Below are 19614 nucleotides of genomic sequence, written 5' to 3'. Positions count from 1 at the left end.
GAGTAACGCACCTGAATCAACTACCCCGCATTAAACGCCATCTGCCAAAAATCCTTTTCTAACCTTGCCACATTTAAAAACACTTGTTCCGCTTGATGTTGGATATTTTCTGACGACATTTCCAACGCCATATCCGCTTGTTTTGCCAACAGTTTCACATATTCCGTAAACCCTGGATTTCCCCATCTTTGGGCAAATTCTTGATAGGGTGCCGGCATTTCCCCCGGCAATTGCCAACCTTGATTATAAGCATATTCGATTGCCCAAAGTGCCGTCGCTTGCAACGCATAAGGCATCCCATTTAAACTGTACAAATAAGTGCAATATTCCATGCAAGTTTCCTGCCGGTGAGCATCTAAAAAATCTAAATTGCGTTCCGCCGCTTTTTCTCTAAACCAATTTAACTCATCCTTCAAAGCACTTAACCCCCCCAAAATCACATCAAAATCCCGCACCGGCGCCGCAGTCAAAACACGCGCCACCATCCGCGTAAATTCCACGACAAACAAATAATCTTGCACCAACCAAGTATTAAACTGTTCCTCTTTAATCGTCCCTAATTTACACTGTTCCAAAAACGAATGCACCGTTGCTTCTTTCCACGCTTGCGGATGTTTTTGGAGAAGTTCTTCACAAGTTAAAGTCATGTTTTATTTTCCAATCTTAGCAGTTTTTGGTTTTTCAAAACCCGGCTCCTTTAAGAAACCGGGTTTTTCTGGATTATGAATCAACTTCAGCTAATTCTAACCACCGTTCCGTCGCCTTGTCAATTTCTCGCGCTAAACTTTCCACCTTATCATGTAATTCTTGCACCATAGAAACCGCACCCGCAGGCGGATTATAAAGCTGCTTTTCCGCCTCCGCTTTTTCCGCTTCTAACTGCGCGATTTTGCCTTCCAGCATCTCATATTCTCGCCGTTCCTTTGACGAAAGCTTCCGCTTACCCCCACTATCATAAGAATACTTATTATCAGCTTTCCACTTCGGTTTTTCTTCCTTTTTCTCCTTAATTGCCGTTTGTTGTGATTCCTCTTCTTCCGCTTGTTTATAATCTAAATAAACCGAATAATTACCCGGATACTTCCGAATATTCCCACCTTCCTCAAACGAAAAAATCGTCTCAACTGTACGATCCAAAAAATAGCGATCATGCGAAACCACAATCACACATCCATTAAACTCTTCCAGATACTCCTCCAACACCGCCAAAGTTTGCACATCTAAATCGTTTGTTGGTTCATCCAAAATCAAAACATTCGGCGCACCCATCAAAACTCGTAACAAAAATAACCGCCGTTTTTCCCCACCAGAAAGTTTGTGAATTGGTGAATATTGCACGCTTCCAGGGAATAAAAATCGCTCCAACATTTGCGACGCACTTATCTGCGTTCCGTCAGCCGTTTTAACAAATTCCCCCTCTTCTTTAATGTACTCAATCACGCGCTGATTTTCATTCATTCCCGCCAGTAATTCTTCAGAATGCTGGTCAAAATAGCCGATATGAATAGTAGTACCTAACTCAACTTTTCCTGCATCTGCTTCCACTCTGCCGGTGATAATATCCATCAACGTTGATTTTCCACAACCATTACCGCCAATAATTCCCACCCGATCTTCCGGCGTGAAATTATAAGTAAAATCCTTAACTAAAACATTTCCATCATAACTTTTACAGACATTTTCTAACTCAATAACTTTCTTACCAATCCGCCGGCCCGGAGTAGAAATTTCCACCTTTCCTAGTGCTTGTTTAAACTCTTTTTCTTGCATTCCTTCAACGCGTTGAATGCGAGCCTTTTGTTTCGTGCTCCGCGCTTTTGGCCCACGTTTTAACCATTCCAATTCCCGCCGTAATACCCCTTTAAATTTTTGCTGCGTACTCACCGCAGACTCTTCAGCTAAAGCTTTTTTCTCCAAATAATAGGAATAATTGCCATCATAACTGTAAAAATCCCCCCGGTCAATTTCGATGATGCGATTTGTAACTTTATCCAAAAAATAACGGTCGTGAGTAATCAATAAAATTGCTCCCCCAAACCGGCTTAAATACGTTTGTAACCACTCCACAGAAAGCGCATCTAAATGGTTTGTCGGTTCATCCATTAACAAAACATCAGGTTCTGCCAACAAAGAAGCAGCCAACGCAATACGCTTACGATACCCCCCAGAAAGCGTGCCAATTTTTGCCTCAAAATCGACAATTCCTAACTTTGTCAAAATAATTTTTGCATTCGTTTCTAACTCCCACGCATTCTCAGCATCCATGCGCTGCATTACACTTGAAAAACGCGACATCAAAACACTATCTTCCGGTGAATGAGCCAATTTATCGCTTAATTCTTCATACTCACGCACCAAAATCATTTTCTCCCCACAGTTGGCAAAAACTTGTTCTAAAACCGTGTAATTTTCATTTAAAATCGGTTCTTGGGGCACATAAACAATTCTCACCCCAGAATTAACTAAAATTTGGCCGCTATCCACCGGCTCAATACCAGCAATCATCTTTAATAAAGTTGATTTTCCTGAGCCATTCGTACCAATTAAGCCTACCTTATCTGTAGCACCTAAACTAAAGCTGGCTTCCTTCAAAATTTCTTTGATGCCAAAATCTTTTTTAACGGATTGCAGGGTAAAAATACTCATTTCGTTTCTATGCGCTACAGACTCTTATTCTATTATCACTCATTTGGAGCCATTAATCATTGTTGTTTGGGTTGCCAAACCCAACTTTTTCATCTTTAAGATTTAAGCACGGCGTTGGAGAAACCGGGTTTTTCGCCAGCCTTCAAAGTTCAAAGCTGGTATTTTTAAAAACCCAGTTTCTAATTTTACTTAATTCTATTTACCAACCTCATCTTGAAGGTTATTCAAATTAAACAAAAACGGTGGCATATTATTTTTCTCACCACCCATCACCAAAACTTTTGGCATTTGAGCACCGCCATTTCGCCACGCCTCAATTGCTTCTTTTTGCAAAACTAACTGTCCTCCCTGCGCCTTTAACGTTTCCGCAAGCAACCTTTGCGCCTCCGCTTTCCCTTGAGCACGATTAATATCCGCCTGCGCTTCTTGTTCCGCCTCTTGAGCAATATAAACCGCTCTTTGTGCGCGTTGTTCAGCAATTTGTTTTTCTTCCACTGCTCTTGCAAACTCTGGCGAAAAAGCTAAATCCACCACACTTGTATCTAAGACAATAATCCCATACTTTTCTAATCGTTGCCCCAAAGCAAAATCAAAGTCTTCTTTAAGTTGATTTCTTTTTGTAATTGCTTCTTCAACCGTTCTCAAAGCAGCGGCAATTTTAAACGATTCTTGTGTTTGTGGGGCAATTATTTTTGAGACCAAATTTTCTAAAGTGCCTTGTTTTCTTCTAATTTCTACCACCTGCGTTGGATCTAACCGAAAGTTAATGGCAAACCTCGCCGATAACTCCTGTAAGTCTTTCGTTGAACTTTGGGCCGGCACCTCAAATTTCTGCACCGTTACATCATAAACATCCGCCTTAGAAATAAACGGCGGTTTCACATGAATTCCCTCTAATAAAGCCCCGTCTGTTGCTTTTCCTAAAATACTCAGCACACCGGCTTCCCCTGGGTTAATAATCACATAAGAATCTAACCCCAAGAAAAGAACCAAGGCTGCTAAAATTCCCAAAATTATCGTTTGCCAATTTGTCCCGTACTGGTTTTTCATTTTTTTATCTTAATTGCAAGACAAGTTTTATTATAACACTAAAATTTTCCGTCTCATCTTTTCTCCAAAACCCTCACTCGCTGCTCAATTGTATCCATCCGTTCTTTCAATTCAATCACCAAAGTAGCCAGGCGATCAAACATCGATTTAGAAATATAATTTGGTGGACTATATTGCGGTTCAGGAGCCTCCACACGAGGTGCCGTTCCCCCAGGATCAGCACGATTACTCAGACGATAAACTTGCGATTGCAATTGACTAACTTGCCCTCTCAAACTAGCAATTTCTGACTCCAATCTGCTAACACGCGAATCGACTCCAGGTTGTGCGATTGCTGGCTGTCTTTGTTGCCATAATAGCAAGAAAATCAGAGTTGTTATGATTAGCCATGTATGTTTGTTTTTCATGGTTTTTTAACCGCAGCCTATAGCAGATAAATTTTATGTTTGGGTGAGGATTTTAATCAAAATTTAGGAGCCTAAAATGCCGGCGTGGTGGCGGATGTGGTCTTCTATAAAGGTCGCTACAAAGTAGTAGCTATGATTATAACCTTTTTGCATCCTTAATGTCAGAGATTGACCGGCTTTTTTACAGGCTTCCTCAAACTTTTGGGGCAATAACTGAGCCAGATAATCATCCTTCGTACCTTGATCAATTAAAATAGTCCCCGGATACCGATGACTTAACACCAACTCACTCGCATCATACTCACGCCAAGCCTCTTGATTTACCCCTAAATAGCTGCCAAAAATCTTTTGTCCCCACTCAGAAGCAATCGGCGACGCTATCGGTGCAAAAGCAGAAACCGACTTATATTGATTCGGGTTTCTCAAAGCACAAATAAGCGCCCCATGTCCCCCCATTGAATGCCCAAAAATCCCTTGCTTTTCTGTTTGGGCTGGGAAATTCTCCGCAATAACCCCAGGCAACTCTTTTACCACATAACTGTACATTTGATAATGTTTATTCCAAGGTTCCGCCGTCGCATCAACATAAAAACCGGCACCCGTTCCCAAATTCCAATCATCATCCTCACCAGGCGTACCCGTATTACGAGGACTCGTATCCGGTGCAACAATCATCAAACCATATTCAGCCGCATATTTTTGCACCCCAGACTTCATCAAAAAATTTTCTTCCGTCGAAGTCAAACCCGACAAAAAATAAAGCACCGGCACCCGTTTTTCCTGAGCCTGGGGAGGAACAAAAACCCCAAACCGCATCTCACAACCACAACAGGAAGAGAGATGGCTATAAAAACCAACCTTCCCACCAAAACACAAACTTTCACTAACTAAATTTACCAACCCAGACATAACATTCACCATTTACCTAACAACAAAAAACCATAAACCCATCTGTGGAGCAGGCATCCTGCCTGCTTTATATCTGCGGTTAAAAAACCCCCCTAAAAAGTAACAACCGTCCGAATAGAATCCCCCCGCTTCATCAAATCAAACCCCTCATTAATCTTATCCACCGGCAAAACATGAGTAATCAAATCATCAATATTAATCTTACCATCCATATACCAATCCACAATCTTCGGCACATCCGTCCGTCCTCTGGCACCCCCAAAAGCCGAACCCTTCCAAACTCTTCCCGTTACCAATTGAAACGGACGAGTGCTAATTTCTTGGCCCGCCGCCGCCACCCCAATAATCACACTAACCCCCCAACCTTTATGGCAACATTCCAACGCCTGACGCATCAAATTCACATTTCCAACACACTCAAAACTATAATCTGCCCCACCCCCCGTCAACTCCACTAAATACGGCACCAAATCTCGATTTAACTCATGCGGATTCACAAAATGAGTCATCCCAAACTTTTCCGCCAAAGCCTTTTTAGACGGATTAATATCCACACCTATAATCTTATCAGCCCCCACCATTTTTGCCCCTTGAATCACATTTAAACCAATCCCCCCCAAACCAAACACAACCACATTAGATCCAGGCTCAACTTTTGCCGTATAAATCACCGCACCGATACCCGTTGTCACCCCACAACCGATATAACAAACCTTCTCAAACGGTGCATCTTCACGAATTTTTGCCACTGCAATTTCCGGCAAAACCGTATAATTTGCAAACGTAGAAGTACCCATATAATGATGAATCATTTGCCCATCAATTGAAAACCGGCTTCTTCCATCCGGCATTACTCCGCGTCCTTGAGTTTCTCGAATTGCTTGACAAAGATTCGTTTTTCTGCTTAAACAAAACTTACATTGCCGGCATTCTGGCGTATAAAGAGGGATCACATGATCGCCCACTTTAACACTCTTCACCCCCTCCCCAACTTCCACAACAATTCCCGCACCTTCGTGGCCTAAAATCGCCGGAAATAACCCCTCTGGATCAGCCCCAGAAAGTGTATAAGCATCCGTATGACAAATGCCGGTGGCTTTAATTTCCACCAAAACTTCCCCGGCTTTTGGCCCTTCCAGATTAACAGTTTCAAGACTTAAAGGTTTACCGGCTTCCCAAGCAACTGCTGCTTTCACATCCATAGATTTTTACCCCACAATTATCGCCATAACTATAACTTTTTTCTGGTGACTGCGCTAGGTTAAAAACCCAGCTTTTTTTAGAAACAGCCTTTTTCGGACTCTTTCTGCTAGCAAAAAAAATAGACTGGGTTAATAACCCAGCCTCCAAATCTTAATTTTCCTACAAAGTCAGCAATTGCCCATCACTTAACAAAATTCCATTCTAAAACCTGGATTGGTGCCGTTAGCAAAGCTTCCGTGAGTTCATTGCTACTTTCAAACTTAATTTGCTCAAGATTAGACGCTTCTACATTCAGCGTAAACTCTTTTTTTTCAAAAGGCCAAGGTGTTACCGTCACCGTCTGATCTTGACGCTGCATCACTTCATAGCGTATGCCATCGGGCCAAGTTGTAATTTCCAAAGAACGCTCACGATCCGGTAATTTGCGCTGACAGAGAATTAAAGAAAGCCGGTCACACCAGCGAAAAAACGCATAATATCGAGCCCCTTCCTCTTTCGTAATTCCTAACTCTTCGCGCCATTTTTTTTGATTTTCTAATTGCTCATCAAGAAACTCATCAAGCTCCGGGAATTCTCCGCGTTGGACTTCATTAATAAAACTCATGTGCATCGAAATCAACAAAGCCACCCACCGGCCCCGATAGCGAGCATTTTGGGTAAAGTTTTTCATCTTCGGAAGATCAAAGTCTGTCTGCAAAGTAAAATCTAAAGGAGCACCGGCAGAAGTTAAATGATTTCCTTCCCATTCCTTCTCCAAATCATCGTGATGAGAAATAGCCGCCACAGTTTCATATAAACGAGGCGGAGAATTTTCTCTGTTCCACTCACCGGCTATTTGAGCAGCCAGCAAAGCATGAGCGCGATGGTAAATAATTTCCCAGCCCGTCTCTATCAAATTAACAATCATAGTGAAATTTTCTCTCTTCGGTGTGAAAATATTTAGATTCTTTTGGAGCAGCTAATCAAAAATTAAATTCTTCTTAAAACTTTCCTTGCTTTGATTAGCTGCAAGCGGAATTAATACACAAAAACCAAGCCATTTGTTTCTACAACTAAAGCGTTTTTATCGGCGCTCAAATTGCTTGTTTGATTGAGCATCACTTCCAAAACTCCGGCTTCAGAAGAAGGCTGTGAACTCACAGAAATCAGTCCACCATTCGGACGATGAAAAGTCAAAGTCAGCGGCGCTTTTAAATCTGTCAGCCGCACTTCTCCATCAGCAGAAAGAAAGCGGGGTTTGGTATCTTCCACAACTTGATAAGTAATCGGATCGCCAGTTTGGTTAATGAGTTTTACGATCAATTGACCATCCACCGGCATCACCCGCAACATCGCTCCTTGTTGCTGCTCAGGCAAAGGAAGACTCGCTCCTGGCTCGGTTTGCTGCCTCATTGGCTGAGAATTCATAGGCTCCTCAGCCACACCGGCCAGAGAACTCCCCAGCACACCAAACAGCAAACTCCCAGAAAGAATTGTTACTAAACGAACAGTTTTTATCATCAACAACTCAGCGTAATTCATACTAACCTCCTCTAGCTATTGTTTGGTTTTTTCAGGAAAAAAGGATGAAGATATAAATTTAACTTTTTGCCTTCATCCTAAAGATTGAACTCAACAAAAACTAAGAATCATAGTGGCTGCTGGTGCCAATCACACCGACTTTGTGACGGAAACTTAACTCGCCACCAAACCAGCCGGTAATTCCCAACAAAGTTGCCACCACTAAAGAAATGCCTAAACCCCAAGGCACAATAAAACCAGCGGTGTTATCCAGGCGCATAATCCAGCTAATTAGGGACAAAACCATCACCGCAACATTACCCCCCATGTGAAGCCAGCCGGCGCTACGTTGGCGCACTCGTTTAACTTTAAAAAAGTCCAGAAAGCCGGTGATAGCCGCTGCAATACCGGCCACAAAACCGCTACCAATCAACCAAATCGAAGCTCTTGCCCAGAAAGGATCTTTGGTTAACCAATAGCCGACATCCGTGCCAAAGGCGCCCACTAAAAAAGCAATCGGAAAAAGTACAATTGCTGGGTGCAGCGGATGACCGGCAATGTTAACGCTACTGGGAATGCCGGTGTCGTGATATTCACTGTTATGGGTTTCAATCACCGGCGGAATATTTGGGTAAGGTGTAGTGTTGCGTTCGGTTGTTTCCATGCGTTATTACCTATTAAACTTCGAGAATGATGGACAATAAAAATTTCCCAATCAGCCGATAGTATTAAGTTATTTTGCTCAGTTTCCACCGGCATTTTGAACCTGGTCGGCTATATTCATATTTCTAACGCTTGCTTGCCCTTGCCCGAATCCCTCTAGGGAAATAACCAAAAGAAATATCTATTTAGTGTTGAGCGCCATCTCACCTCTTGCCCCTACCCCCCTCGCCTCAGAATCAAGTCGTAAAAGATTTATTTTCACCTTCCCTAGTCGTCTTTTTTAGGGATAGAGGTATTTTCTCAAGGCGGGCCGATTTTTTTAAGCTTAACCTTCTAACAAAGTTCGCAAAATCCAAGCATTTTTTTCATATATTTGCATTTGCTGAATTAACATAAGCGCGGTCACTTGATCATCAGCTTGCTGTGCCAAACGCAACACCGAGCGCACTGTGCGTACCAAAGTCTCATGCCCTTCTATTAAGGAGCAAATCATTTTTTCTGCTGACAGTATCCCCTCAGTTTCTTGAATTACACTCAAGCTCGAAAATTCAGCAAAAGTAGCCGGTGTTGGAAATCCTAACGTGCGGATGCGCTCGGCAATTTTTTGCAGAGCATCTCCCAGTTGTGCGTGCTGTTGCTCAAACAACTGATGCAGCACAATAAACAATGGCCCTCTCACATTCCAGCAAAAGTTATAAGTCTTCAGGTAAAGCGTATAACTATCTGCTAAAACCCTAGAGAGTCCAGCCGCGACTTCTTGCCGTTTTTCTGATCCAATTCCTAAATTTATTTCCGAAAATGCGGGCAAATTCTCCCAAGAGTTAAACGTCATATTAACTCCTCCTCTTCTTTTTTCTTATCACTACTCAAAAGCCCCCAATTAATTTGTTTTTAGCGAAAAAATGGGCAGCAAGCCCCTACAAAAGTCTAAAGATTTTCTAACAAAAAAAGGTTAAACAGATTTTGAGAGCCTGAGATAAATTCAAGGCTCCCGAAATAAAGCAAGCTGTTAGCTCTATTAAACTCAAAAAGTGCCGCAGCGGGAATCACCCTAGAGGGGGAACTCATTAAATAGCTCTTGTTTTCAGTGAGAATGTGTATCCAAACATACCAACTCAGCGCTAAATCGACGGCCTAGTGAATTTAAGAACGAATCTCAACAATCAAAAAGGCCAGAAATATTGCTTGACAGCCGACAACAAACTTTATAATTTAATGTTATTTTTATAGAGTCTGCGTTAACAGAGATGTGAAAATTGAATAGAGTTAGCTTAGATTGCGTCTTCCTTTGGGCATAACTTAGCACCGGCAAGACCTATCAATGAGCTTGATTTAGATACGAGCCAATCTGTTGCAAGCGCCTGCTCGCCGCTTCAAGAGTGCCTCGTCAAGATTCCTGTGATCAAGGAGGACTTGCTCGTAAATGAATTGCACTCACCCGACTATGGCGTTCGACCCCCGTTTGAAGATCGGCCTCGAATTTGTTGGCAGAACCCCGTTAGTTTTGGCGGTGGATGACGACGAAGACAACTTGTACCTCATGGCTCAATTTTTAGATTTGTTTGGCTGTGAATCACTCTTAGCAGCAGACGGTCTAACGGCGCTTTTTTTGGCCCAAAACCACCAACCAGACTTAATTTTGTCCGATATTCTCTTACCCGATATTCACGGATTAGAGTTGATAGGTCGGCTCAGAAACAACCCAACTACCCTGAAAATTCCAGTGGTAGCAGTCACCGCACTAGCACAACAAGAAGACCGGCAGCGAATACTACAAGCCGGTTGCGCTGGCTATCTAAGCAAGCCCTATCTATTAGAAGACCTTGAAGCAGTTGTAAATGCCCAGTTAAGTTTCAGGAGGGTTCTCTTTTAGCTGGAGAGCCTGAAGGACGTTCCCGAAACTGAGGGGCTCTTTCTAACACCGCAATGGTGCCGGTGCGACCGGTGTCTATCTTAGCGTTAGTGAGCAAATCTAGTACAGGAATATTTAACAATTCCTCCAAAAGTTCTTTAAGTTGGACTTGAATCATATCATTTAACTCGGAGCGGACTTGCTTAGCTAATTCTTCCTGACCATTTTCTGCTAACAATTGCTCAGGTTTTGTAATTGAATCCTCCAAAACAATTGAAATTTTATCATCACAAATTTGGCAGTCAACTTTCCCAGGCTTATGTCCTAATTGGTGGCGGTACAAAGCCAGGATACGCTGCGAGAGAGCCCGCTCAAGTTGGCCGCGAGTAAGAGTTGAATCGTCTGGCATAGATCACAGGGCAACACAAAAAGAATAGAGATAAACATTAACCATCATCAAGACGGTTATCTCAACATTACCACAAGTCGCTGAGCTTGTATGCTCGCTCTAACGAATGATTTTAGAGAAGTGACAGGGCAGAAATCTGGCAAGAGGGAAAAAATAACTCAGCGGCAATCTTTGCGAGGTTGGCAGTAAACAAAAACAGGACAAACGCGCTTTAGAGGCTTATTGGGGGGTTTTGCGTAGATATCTAGTTGACAAACCGACAATTTTTCAATTGAACCTAGGGGGGATGGGCGGAAGTCCGAAAAAATTTAAGAGGCGAGAAGGCTAGATTTTAGATATGAGGGCGCCAAAAGTCCCAGCGGCGGCAGGAGATTCAAAACCGATATCTGAATTATTTTTTGTAGAAAATGCAGTCAAGACTAATCGACAGCCGGCGAAAACAATAAAAAAAGAAGGGAGTAAAGTCTCTCCCTTCTGTTGGCGGGGACGTGGGATTTTTCAAAACCTCACACCCGCTTCGACAAAATTTCATACCAATGGGACTTTACGGAGGTAACAGCCCTTAGAGCACCGCCAGAAAACCGGCACCGGCACCGGCAATTGCCGACACCAAAGCCGTAAAGAACAACCACCAAGAGGCAGACTCAGCCGCCTTGCGAGTTTCTTCAGCAGACTTTTGAGCTTGCAGCTTTAATTCTTCCAAACGTCGCTGGGCTTCCATTTGCAAACTTTCAGCCCGTTGGAGAACATTCGTCCGCGCCCCATCAATTTGATCGATAATTCGGTTAGCATCCGCTTCGGAAATATCCTCGCGGGAACTCATAATTGCCACCAAAGTATCCCGATTGAAATGAGACAGACGATCTCGCAAGGCATCAAAACCAGCTTGTGGATCGTAAAACAACTTCCGCACATCGCGGCGAATGCCGTCATAATTTAATTCTGGGCGATCCAACGAGTTCAAATAATCCCGAATTCGTGCCAAAATTCCATCAATTACTGATTTAACACGGTCTTGGATTTTTTGAATTTGCATCACTATCGAATCGCGCACTGCAAAAATTTGATCGGCGATGCGGTTTGCTTCTTGTTCGGAAATATCGGGGCGTTGCGACAATAGCGCCACGAAGGTTGAACGGTCAAAATGTGATAAACGTTCGCCCAAAGAGTGAGCACCCACCGAGGGATCGTGAAGCAACAATTGCAAATCGCGTTTGATGGCTTCGGGGTTTAATTCATCCTTGCCGGTGTTCCGCAAATAATCGTAAAGGGTACTTGGGAAATCGCGGACTTGTTGCTGTACTCGTTTGGCAACACGGCGCGGGGCACGAATAAGATTAGCGATGGTATCTTGCACCGAGTCGATAATTTCATTGACTTGGGTTTCGCTGATATCTTGCCGTTGAGAAAGCAATTTTACCAGGGTATCGCGGTCAACGTGAGACAGACGATCTCGCAGTGATAAAGCACCGGTTTTTGGATCGGTGAGCAGTTTTGTTAAATCGCGGCGGATGCCTTCCGGGTTGAGTTCCTCTTTGCCGGTACTCCGCAAATAATCTGTAATGGCAGATGTTACTTTGTCATACTGTTCTTTGGCTTTATCTGCTACTGCTTGCGGGGCATAAACTACGCTATTCCAGTTTGATTCGATGCGGTCAATAATTTGATTTGCTTCTTCTTGGCTCAAGTCTGGACGCTGGGCCAGCAATTGGACAAGTGTATCGCGGTCAAAGTTAGAAAATCGTGCCCGCAATGCCCACATCCCTGCTTGGGGGTCGTTGAACAAGGTTTGTAAATCGCGCTTGATGCCTTCGGGGCTGAGTTCGGTTTTGCCGGTGCTCCGCAGGTAAGATTCAAGTTTTTGCCGCACGGCAACGAGTTGGGTGTTGGCTTGTTCCTGTAATTCTTGCGACTCGTTCAAGACAAGATCGCGGGAATGTTCTAGGTTGAGTAGGATGGAATTAGTTTCATTTGCTGTCAAATCTTGGCGAGTAGAAAGAATTTGCAGCAGGGTGGGCCGGTCAAATGGTCGGAGGCGATTTTGCAATTGTTCAAAGCTGATATGTGGATCTTGCAAAATCGGTCTGAAGTTTTGCTCAATGGCACCGCTAGTTAAATTTTCTTTGGGAGTAAAGCGGATATAATCTTCGACTTTATCCCGAAGTTGTACGGCTTTTTCTTCTTCTTCGGCTGCACTCACGACGTATAAAATTTCGCGGCGCACGGCTTCCATTGTGTCTGCCAGTTCTTTGATTTTTGCTTGGGTAAACAATCCACGACTGGCGAGTTTTTCGACAAAATAAGGCCGGTTGAGTTGTTCAACTTCGCGGCGGATTGTGCCTGGATCTGCGTCTGGGTCGTATAATACATCCCTGAAATCTGGCGCTACGGTGGTGGTGTTCATCTGCCAAGAATGGGTGTTTAGCAGATAGTTATCAACGTCGGCGCGAATTGTGCTGTAGGGGCGGATGGGTTGGGTGACAGCAGTGGTGGCTTGATCTACTTTTGTTGTGACTTGATCAGTGGCTTCTTTGAGTTTATTGATGACGGTTTGGGCGTCTAAGTCTGATAAGTCGGTACGGCCTAAAACGACTCCCATTAATGTGTTTAAAGCCAGGGTGCCGGCTTGGCTCATCATTGTGGGGTTTTGGCTTTGGCCACGTTTTTTGAGTTCGTTTACTACTGTATCAACACGGCTGCCAAGTTGGTCGGAAAGCAGGTCGCTGGGATTGGCAGATTTGAGGTAGTTAACGAGGGCGGAAAGGTTGTCTGCGGGCTGTTGTAGTTGGCTGCCGACTTGTTTCCAGGCTTTTTCGAGTTGGTCTACAATGCGGTTGATATCGCGTTTGGAAAGGTCGCTGCGTGCGCTAACTAAATCGACAAAGGTTTGCCGGTCGATGTTTGCGATTCCGCCGCTGCTGACAACTTCTTTGAGTTGTGGATCGTTGAGCAGGTTTTCAAATTGAGTGCGAATTTTTTGCAGGTCAAGATCCGGTGGTTTGATACCTGAGAGGTAGTCTTCTACGTTGTCGCGCAGGCTGTTGGGGTCAAAACCGGCGGTGAGTTCGCGGCGCACTGCGGCGGCGGCGTCTTTGGCGGTGGAGACTACTTGGTTACTGGCTGCTTTGGCTCCAAGGGCGGCTGTGGCGGTTCCCAAAAGGGCTTGAAAGCCGGCGGTGGCGCTATTGACGACGGAACCAACGAGCGAGCCGACGGTGGTGGAACTTACCCAGACGAGCAGGCAAAAGTAGGTTCCCCAGATGACTAAGCCGAGGATTGCTCCCAGCCAAGGACTGGAAACTAAGCTGAGTTTAACGGCGAGCAAACTGGCAAAGAAGATGGCTACGCTGACGCTGACTACTGTCCAAATTCCTACGCCGTTGCTGACTTTGCGGATCGTTGAACCAAAGTCGCTGTCATCATCTTTGTCTTTGTCGTTGTCGTCTCCTTTACGTCCTAAGTAGGTGATGCCGGCGGCGACAGAGAGGTTTGTGAATAATAGTTGAAAGGCAAAAGCTAGAACGACTCCTGATAGCAATGCCACTAAAAATTCTGGCCCCGAAAAGGTGCGTGCTGCTGTTTCGGCGGTGCCTATCCGCTCTCCTGACAATAATTCGGCAAGCCAGAGTTGCCCCGTTGACACTTCTGTGATTATTTTTGTAATTTGAAACATGAATTTCCTCTTAATAAGGCTCGTTTATTGTGCGGTGGCGGTAGGGGGAGTTCCGCCACCATTCGAGGTTTTAGCCAATCGAAACTTGATCGGTTTGCACTGCGGTTGCTCCGTGTACATTTCGGGCAATCGAAACCAGTTGATTAAGGATTTCTTGGCTGGGTGCTTTGCCTTTTAGGACAACGGTGCTGCCAAGTTGGGCAACATAAACTGTGTCAATATCTGCGACTTCTGCGTTTTCATCAAATGCTAGGGCGACACGCTTGGCTAAGCCGCTTTGGTCGTATTCTCCGTGTAAACCAACTTTTTCGGGCGGAGTCGGGGCGCTGGCTGCGGGTGCTGAGGCCGGTTGTTGATAAACCGGCTGTTGGGCTTGCGGTTGTTGTTGCGGGGCTTGTCCTTCTTGTGGTTTTTCTAAGCCAAAGAGTCGTTTTAACCAACCCATAATTTTTTTCCTCAAAGAGATTTTGTCTTATCTCTTATTTAAAAATCCATTCTCCAGTTCGCACATCTGCCTGTAGAGAGAATTGCAAGATAGATTTAGCGAACCGGCCTTTGGCAATTGAGGAAAACTTAATATTAATAAATTGTGTTTATCGGTTAAGTTTCTCTCTGTTAACGTAGTTTTTATAATGACAATGGAAAAAGGGTTCTTGACTCAGAAAAAAATTAAGTTTTTTTAAAGTGGTGATGAGTTTTGTTGAGGCCAAAAAACCTAACCAATTTTTTTTCTAATCACAAATGAGAACCACCCCAACCCCCCTTAAAAAGGGGGGGATGACAAATGACAAATGACCAATGACAAATGACAAAGTTACTTTCTTTTACTAGGTTTATTGCCACCAAAAAGTTTTGAGCCGGTGTGGTATGCTCCTATTAGCATACTGAGTGCGATAGCTGCGGGGTGGGGTGGTTTGCGTTTGGTGGTGGGGGTAACTTGCGGTTGCTGGGGTTCTTCCGATGCCGGCCAGTTGTTGTCTTGTTCGGCAATGGCTTTGAGGTCTTTGTTGCGGGGAATGCCTTGTTGGGCTCTATCTTCGGCGGTGAGACGCACTGCATTTTTTGTTGGCACTATTCTTGAGCCGTATTTGTTCGCATAAACTTGAGTAAATTCGGCACCAAAAAATAAAATCTGTGCTGAAAAGTTTAGCCACAATAATAAAACCACAAATGAGCCGGCTGCGCCGTAGGTTGAACCGATGCTGCTGTTGCCTAAATACAATCCTATTAAACTTTTGCCAATGCTAAATAGAAAGGAAGTAATTGCAGCGCCGATCCACACATCTCCCCAGGCAATTTCTGCATCGGGAAGAACTCTATAAATCATCGCAAATAAAACGGTAATCAGGCAGAAAGAAAAGAGAAAGTTTACCACCGGCCATAATAATTGCAGGCTGGGGATAAGATGCCCTAAATAATTGCTTAAGGCTGCTAAACCGGCACTTAAAATCAAAGAAACTAATAATAAAAAGCCAATTCCTAAGACCATTGCAAAGGACGGAAAACGCTCTTTAACAACACCGGTAACGCCGCCTCCGGGTTTTGGGGCGACTTCCCAAATAGTATTAAGGGCGTCTTGTAATTGGGTAAAAACGCCGGTTGCACCAAAAATTAAAAAGCCAAAACCTATCAGCGTGGCTATAATTCCTTCGCTTGGTTTGCGTGAATTTTCAATCATGGTTTGGATGGCTTCGGCACCTTCTCTGCCAACTAAACCTTGAAGTTGTCCGACAATTTCTCCTTGGGCTGCATCTTGCCCAAAAACTAAGCCTGCTATGGCAATTACTATGATTAATAAAGGGGCAATGGAAAAAGCGGTATAGTACGCTAAAGCTGCTGCTAAGCGGGAGGCTTTATCTTCTTGCCATTCGGCAAAGGTTTGTTTAAATAGGCCGATAATCTCTTTGAGTTTCACGGCAGTTTGCTCCTAATGATAGATGTAGTTTAGCGGTGGAAGCGTTTTAATAGCCTCTAGCTAAAGGAAGAATTTGCGTATTAGCTTATGGAACTTGCAAATAAAGTAGCGTTAGTTACAGGTGCGGGATCGGGAATTGGCAAAGCTGCCGCCGTCTTGCTGGCTGAAAAGGGCGTGAAAGTGGCTGCTTTGGGCCGCAAAGACGATGAGTTAAAAGATGTGGTCAGAGAGCTTGAGAGGTTTGGGGTTGAGGCGATGCCGGTTATTGGGGATATTTCTAAGCCGGAAGATATGATACAGGCTTATCAAAAAGTTGAGGAAAAATGGGGCCGGTTGGATATTGTTTTTGCTAATGCTGGTATTAATGGGGTGTGGGCACCTCTGGAAGATTTGGAGGTGGAGGAATGGGAAAAAACGATTAAGATTAATTTAACCGGCACGTTTTTAACTGTTAAATATGCTATTCCGTTATTAAAACGTAATGGTGGGTCAATTATTATCACTTCTTCGATTAATGGAACTCGTGTTTTTAGTAACACCGGCGCCACTGCTTATTCTTCTACGAAAGCTGCTCAAGTTGCTTTTGCAAAGATGGTGGCTTTGGAATTAGCGGATTATAAAATTCGGGTGAATGTGATTTGTCCGGGTGCTATTACTACGAATATTGATAGCAATACAGAACGGAGAAATATTGAGGAGGTAAAAGAGCCGGTGGAATACCCAGAGGGTCAAATTCCTCTGACGGATGGAAAGTCTGGAACGGCGGAACAAGTGGCACAGTTAGTGCTATTTTTGGCTTCGGATCTTTCTGACCATATCACGGGTACAGAAATTTGGATTGATGGTGGTCAATCTTTGCTTATAGGTTAGGCTGGACTCTGCCTACCGGCTTATGATATGGTGGGCAGAGCCTCGCCCTAAGTTTTGTTTGATTCTATGACTAACGCTTTATCGGTTTTTTCTGATATTTCTAATCACCCCGCCGCAGCTTTTATTTCTGCTTTGCAAAGTCGCGGTATAGTTAGCGGTTTTCCTGATGGTACTTTTCGCCCTGAACAGGTAATGACGCGGGCCCAATTTGCGGCTATTTTATTAAAGGCTTTTCAACGTCCGAAGGTACGAAATTATATTGATTTTATCGATGTGCCGGCTTCTTTTTGGGGGGCTGGCGCTATTCAAACGGCTTTTGAATCAGGGTTTTTATCGGGTTTTCCTAATAAGCGGTTTTTGCCTCAAGATAATATTACTCGTGTTCAAGCTTTGGTGTCTTTAGTTGCCGGTTTGGGTATTGGTTCTTGGGTTGGTGCAGATGCGGGGAGTTTAGTTTTATCTGATTTTTATAGTGATGCTGATCAAATTCCTAGTTATGCTAAAGAGCCGATAACTATTGCGACTTTTGCTAAGTTGGTTGTTAATTTTTCTGATATTAAAGTTTTTAATCCAAATGCCGGTGCTACTCGTGGTGAGGTGGCGGCTTTTATTTATCAAGCTTTGGTGTGTTTGGGTCAAGCACCGGCTATCGTTTCTTCAGCTATTGTAGAACTACCAAAACCGAAAATTATCCGCGAAGGTAAGAGTATTTCTATTAATGGAAAATCGGGGGCCGGTGTTTGGGTTCAGTGGGGTTATGGCAGTTCTCCCCGGACGGGTTTAAGTGAAGTGGCGGCGGGGCAAATTCTGGGAATTGAGTTATTAAGTTCTGGGGAGGTTTCTAAACAGCCGGTAGGGTGGTTTTCTGATCCGACAAAACCGTTTGTTTTGCCCATTCTCTTAGAAAAATCTTTGCGTTTTTTGGATGTAACGGCCTTATTAAAAGCTAATAATTTGCTGGTAGAAGTTGAGGGAAATACACTCAAACTTATTACTCCACCGGCAGCCATTGATATGATAAATTTTGAAGATTTAAACCCAGTGAGTCGGATTACAATTAATTTTAACCGGCCTACTCCTATACAGGTTTATCAACAAAATGCCGAATGGGTGGCTGTTTTGGAAGCAACGGCACCGCAATATATTTTAGATCAGTATAGACCAAGACCTATAGACCCCCCCGATTTAAGTAATCCAAATGTTAAGCCAACCGGCGATAAAAATGAAGGGGAAACCGGCGCCGCAAAAGAAAGACCCAGACAACCATTTGCATTTCCTAGTAATAATCAAATCACTCTCAGAAGCAATCTCCCTGATGGTTTTGGATTGAAATTTTTTACGGTTGCAAACCCTCCTAGATTGATCATAGAGTTGCGTCCTGATGCTTTAGTTGAAAAACAAATTTCTTGGGTAAGTTCGCTGCGTTGGCAACAGCAATATCTAAGGATTAATACTGACCGTTTCCCCGTTTATTGGTTGAGTGTAAGTTTAAAAGATACTGAGTTAATTTTACGGCCTATTTGGGCAGATCCGAATAGTATGGCGGGGACGACTTCCCTGTTACAAATGGCGCAAAAATGGCAAGCTTTGGCGGCGATTAATGCGGGATTTTTTAATCGGAATAATGTTTTGCCGCTGGGGGCAATTCGCCGCGATGGCAAATGGCTGGCCGGCCCAAATTTTAACCGAGGCGCAATTGCTTGGAATGATGAAGGAAGAGTTAAAATTTCTCGTTTGGCGTTGCAAGAAACGGTGATTACTGAAAACGGACAACGCTACTTGAGCATAGCATTAAATAGCGGTTTTGTCAAGGCAGGAATTAGTCGTTATACAGGGGAATGGGGGGCAAATTATACGCCGTTATTGGATGATGAAATTATTATTTCTGTTGTGAATAATGCTGTCACTGCTCAAACGCCTGGGGGAACCGGAACAAATAAAAAGCCGGTTGTTATTCCCAAGGATGGATATTTATTAACGTTGCGAGCATTTGCTTCGGTGGCGGCTTCGTTTAAGGTGGGGAGTAAAGTACAGTTGGAGACGGCAACGGTGCCGGCAGATTTTATGGAATTTCCTCATATTTTAGGGGCGGGGCCGGTGTTGTTGCAAGAGGGAAAAGTTGCTATTGATGCACCGGCAGAACAATTCAGCGATGCTTATGTAAAACAAATGGCGATTCGCAGTTGTTTAGGAATTACACCGGCAGGAGAATTGCTGATTGCGGCAATTCATAATCGCGTGGGTGGCAAGGGAGTCACGTTTGCAGAAACGGCTCAATTAATGCTGAAATTAGGGGCTACAGAAGCGCTTAATTTAGATGGGGGAAGTTCGACGAGTTTATATCTGGGAGGGCAGTTAATTAACCGGCTTCCAGAAACAGCGGCTCGCGTGCATAATGGGTTGGCTGTGTTTAGGAAATAAAAGGCTAATGGTTTTTTGGGAAGAAAATTATCAAGAAAAGAGTTTATAAAAGCTTCAAGGAGTTGGGGTATAAAAAAAGGTTGGGTTGAAAAACCC

At 43.8% G+C, this 19614-nt stretch carries 17 protein-coding genes; 3 read left to right on the top strand and 14 right to left on the bottom strand.

Annotated elements, in window-relative coordinates:
* Positions 1-20: 20 nt before the first annotated feature.
* The 10 genes from NG798_RS08070 to NG798_RS08025 form a co-directional block, all read right to left on the bottom strand.
* A complete protein-coding gene (locus NG798_RS08070) occupies positions 21-647 on the bottom strand; it encodes a TenA family transcriptional regulator (RefSeq protein WP_261221776.1) in 627 nt (208 codons plus the stop codon).
* Between the two features lie 73 nt (positions 648-720).
* Complete coding sequence (locus tag NG798_RS08065) at positions 721-2646, bottom strand: ABC-F family ATP-binding cassette domain-containing protein (RefSeq protein WP_261221774.1); 1926 nt, start codon at positions 2644-2646, stop codon at positions 721-723.
* A gap of 195 nt (positions 2647-2841) precedes the next feature.
* Complete coding sequence (locus NG798_RS08060) at positions 2842-3696, bottom strand: prohibitin family protein (protein WP_261221772.1); 855 nt, start codon at positions 3694-3696, stop codon at positions 2842-2844.
* Positions 3697-3749: 53 nt separating this feature from the next.
* The gene (locus NG798_RS08055; protein ID WP_261221770.1) at positions 3750-4103 is read right to left on the bottom strand and encodes a hypothetical protein; all 354 of its coding nucleotides are present in this window, start codon (positions 4101-4103) and stop codon (positions 3750-3752) included.
* 63 nt (positions 4104-4166) lie between these two features.
* Positions 4167-5024 carry an S-formylglutathione hydrolase gene (fghA, locus tag NG798_RS08050; RefSeq protein ID WP_261221769.1) on the bottom strand — a complete coding sequence of 286 codons (858 nt, stop codon included), beginning with the start codon at positions 5022-5024 and terminating at the stop codon, positions 4167-4169.
* 80 nt (positions 5025-5104) lie between these two features.
* Positions 5105-6214, bottom strand: a complete 1110-nt coding sequence (locus NG798_RS08045) for an S-(hydroxymethyl)glutathione dehydrogenase/class III alcohol dehydrogenase (protein ID WP_261221768.1) — start codon at positions 6212-6214, stop codon at positions 5105-5107.
* Positions 6215-6396: 182 nt separating this feature from the next.
* Complete coding sequence (locus NG798_RS08040) at positions 6397-7122, bottom strand: DUF3891 family protein (RefSeq protein WP_261221766.1); 726 nt, start codon at positions 7120-7122, stop codon at positions 6397-6399.
* Positions 7123-7232: 110 nt separating this feature from the next.
* Positions 7233-7736, bottom strand: coding sequence for a hypothetical protein (locus tag NG798_RS08035; protein ID WP_261221764.1), 504 nt, complete (start codon positions 7734-7736; stop codon positions 7233-7235).
* 100 nt (positions 7737-7836) lie between these two features.
* Positions 7837-8379, bottom strand: coding sequence for a DUF2231 domain-containing protein (locus NG798_RS08030; protein ID WP_261221762.1), 543 nt, complete (start codon positions 8377-8379; stop codon positions 7837-7839).
* A gap of 324 nt (positions 8380-8703) precedes the next feature.
* Positions 8704-9210 (bottom strand): Dps family protein, encoded by a 507-nt coding sequence (locus NG798_RS08025; RefSeq protein ID WP_261221761.1) that lies wholly within the window; start codon positions 9208-9210, stop codon positions 8704-8706.
* Positions 9211-9801: 591 nt separating this feature from the next.
* Between NG798_RS08025 and NG798_RS08020 the strand changes: the two genes are divergently transcribed.
* A complete protein-coding gene (locus NG798_RS08020) occupies positions 9802-10251 on the top strand; it encodes a response regulator (RefSeq protein ID WP_261221760.1) in 450 nt (149 codons plus the stop codon).
* Here NG798_RS08020 and NG798_RS08015 read toward each other — a convergent pair.
* From NG798_RS08015 to NG798_RS08000, 4 genes are all read right to left on the bottom strand, one after another.
* Positions 10232-10639 (bottom strand): DUF2294 domain-containing protein, encoded by a 408-nt coding sequence (locus NG798_RS08015; RefSeq protein ID WP_261221759.1) that lies wholly within the window; start codon positions 10637-10639, stop codon positions 10232-10234. The genes NG798_RS08020 and NG798_RS08015 overlap by 20 nt on opposite strands.
* Before the next feature lie 562 nt (positions 10640-11201).
* Positions 11202-14312 (bottom strand): MFS transporter, encoded by a 3111-nt coding sequence (locus NG798_RS08010; protein ID WP_261221758.1) that lies wholly within the window; start codon positions 14310-14312, stop codon positions 11202-11204.
* A 70-nt stretch (positions 14313-14382) separates the two neighbouring features.
* A complete protein-coding gene (locus NG798_RS08005) occupies positions 14383-14757 on the bottom strand; it encodes a BON domain-containing protein (RefSeq protein WP_261221756.1) in 375 nt (124 codons plus the stop codon).
* Between the two features lie 369 nt (positions 14758-15126).
* Entirely contained in the window at positions 15127-16227 is a 1101-nt protein-coding gene (locus NG798_RS08000; protein ID WP_261221754.1) for a YihY/virulence factor BrkB family protein, read from the bottom strand.
* 87 nt (positions 16228-16314) lie between these two features.
* Between NG798_RS08000 and NG798_RS07995 the strand changes: the two genes are divergently transcribed.
* Positions 16315-17097, top strand: coding sequence for an SDR family NAD(P)-dependent oxidoreductase (locus NG798_RS07995; protein WP_261221752.1), 783 nt, complete (start codon positions 16315-16317; stop codon positions 17095-17097).
* Between the two features lie 66 nt (positions 17098-17163).
* Positions 17164-19518, top strand: coding sequence for a phosphodiester glycosidase family protein (locus NG798_RS07990; protein WP_261221750.1), 2355 nt, complete (start codon positions 17164-17166; stop codon positions 19516-19518).
* The last annotated feature ends 96 nt before the right edge of the window (positions 19519-19614 follow it).

It is taken from the genome of Ancylothrix sp. D3o (assembly GCF_025370775.1).
Classification (GTDB): domain Bacteria; phylum Cyanobacteriota; class Cyanobacteriia; order Cyanobacteriales; family Oscillatoriaceae; genus Ancylothrix.
The sequence above is the reverse complement of the archived record's forward strand: the minus strand, read 5'-3'. Positions and strand labels throughout refer to the sequence as shown.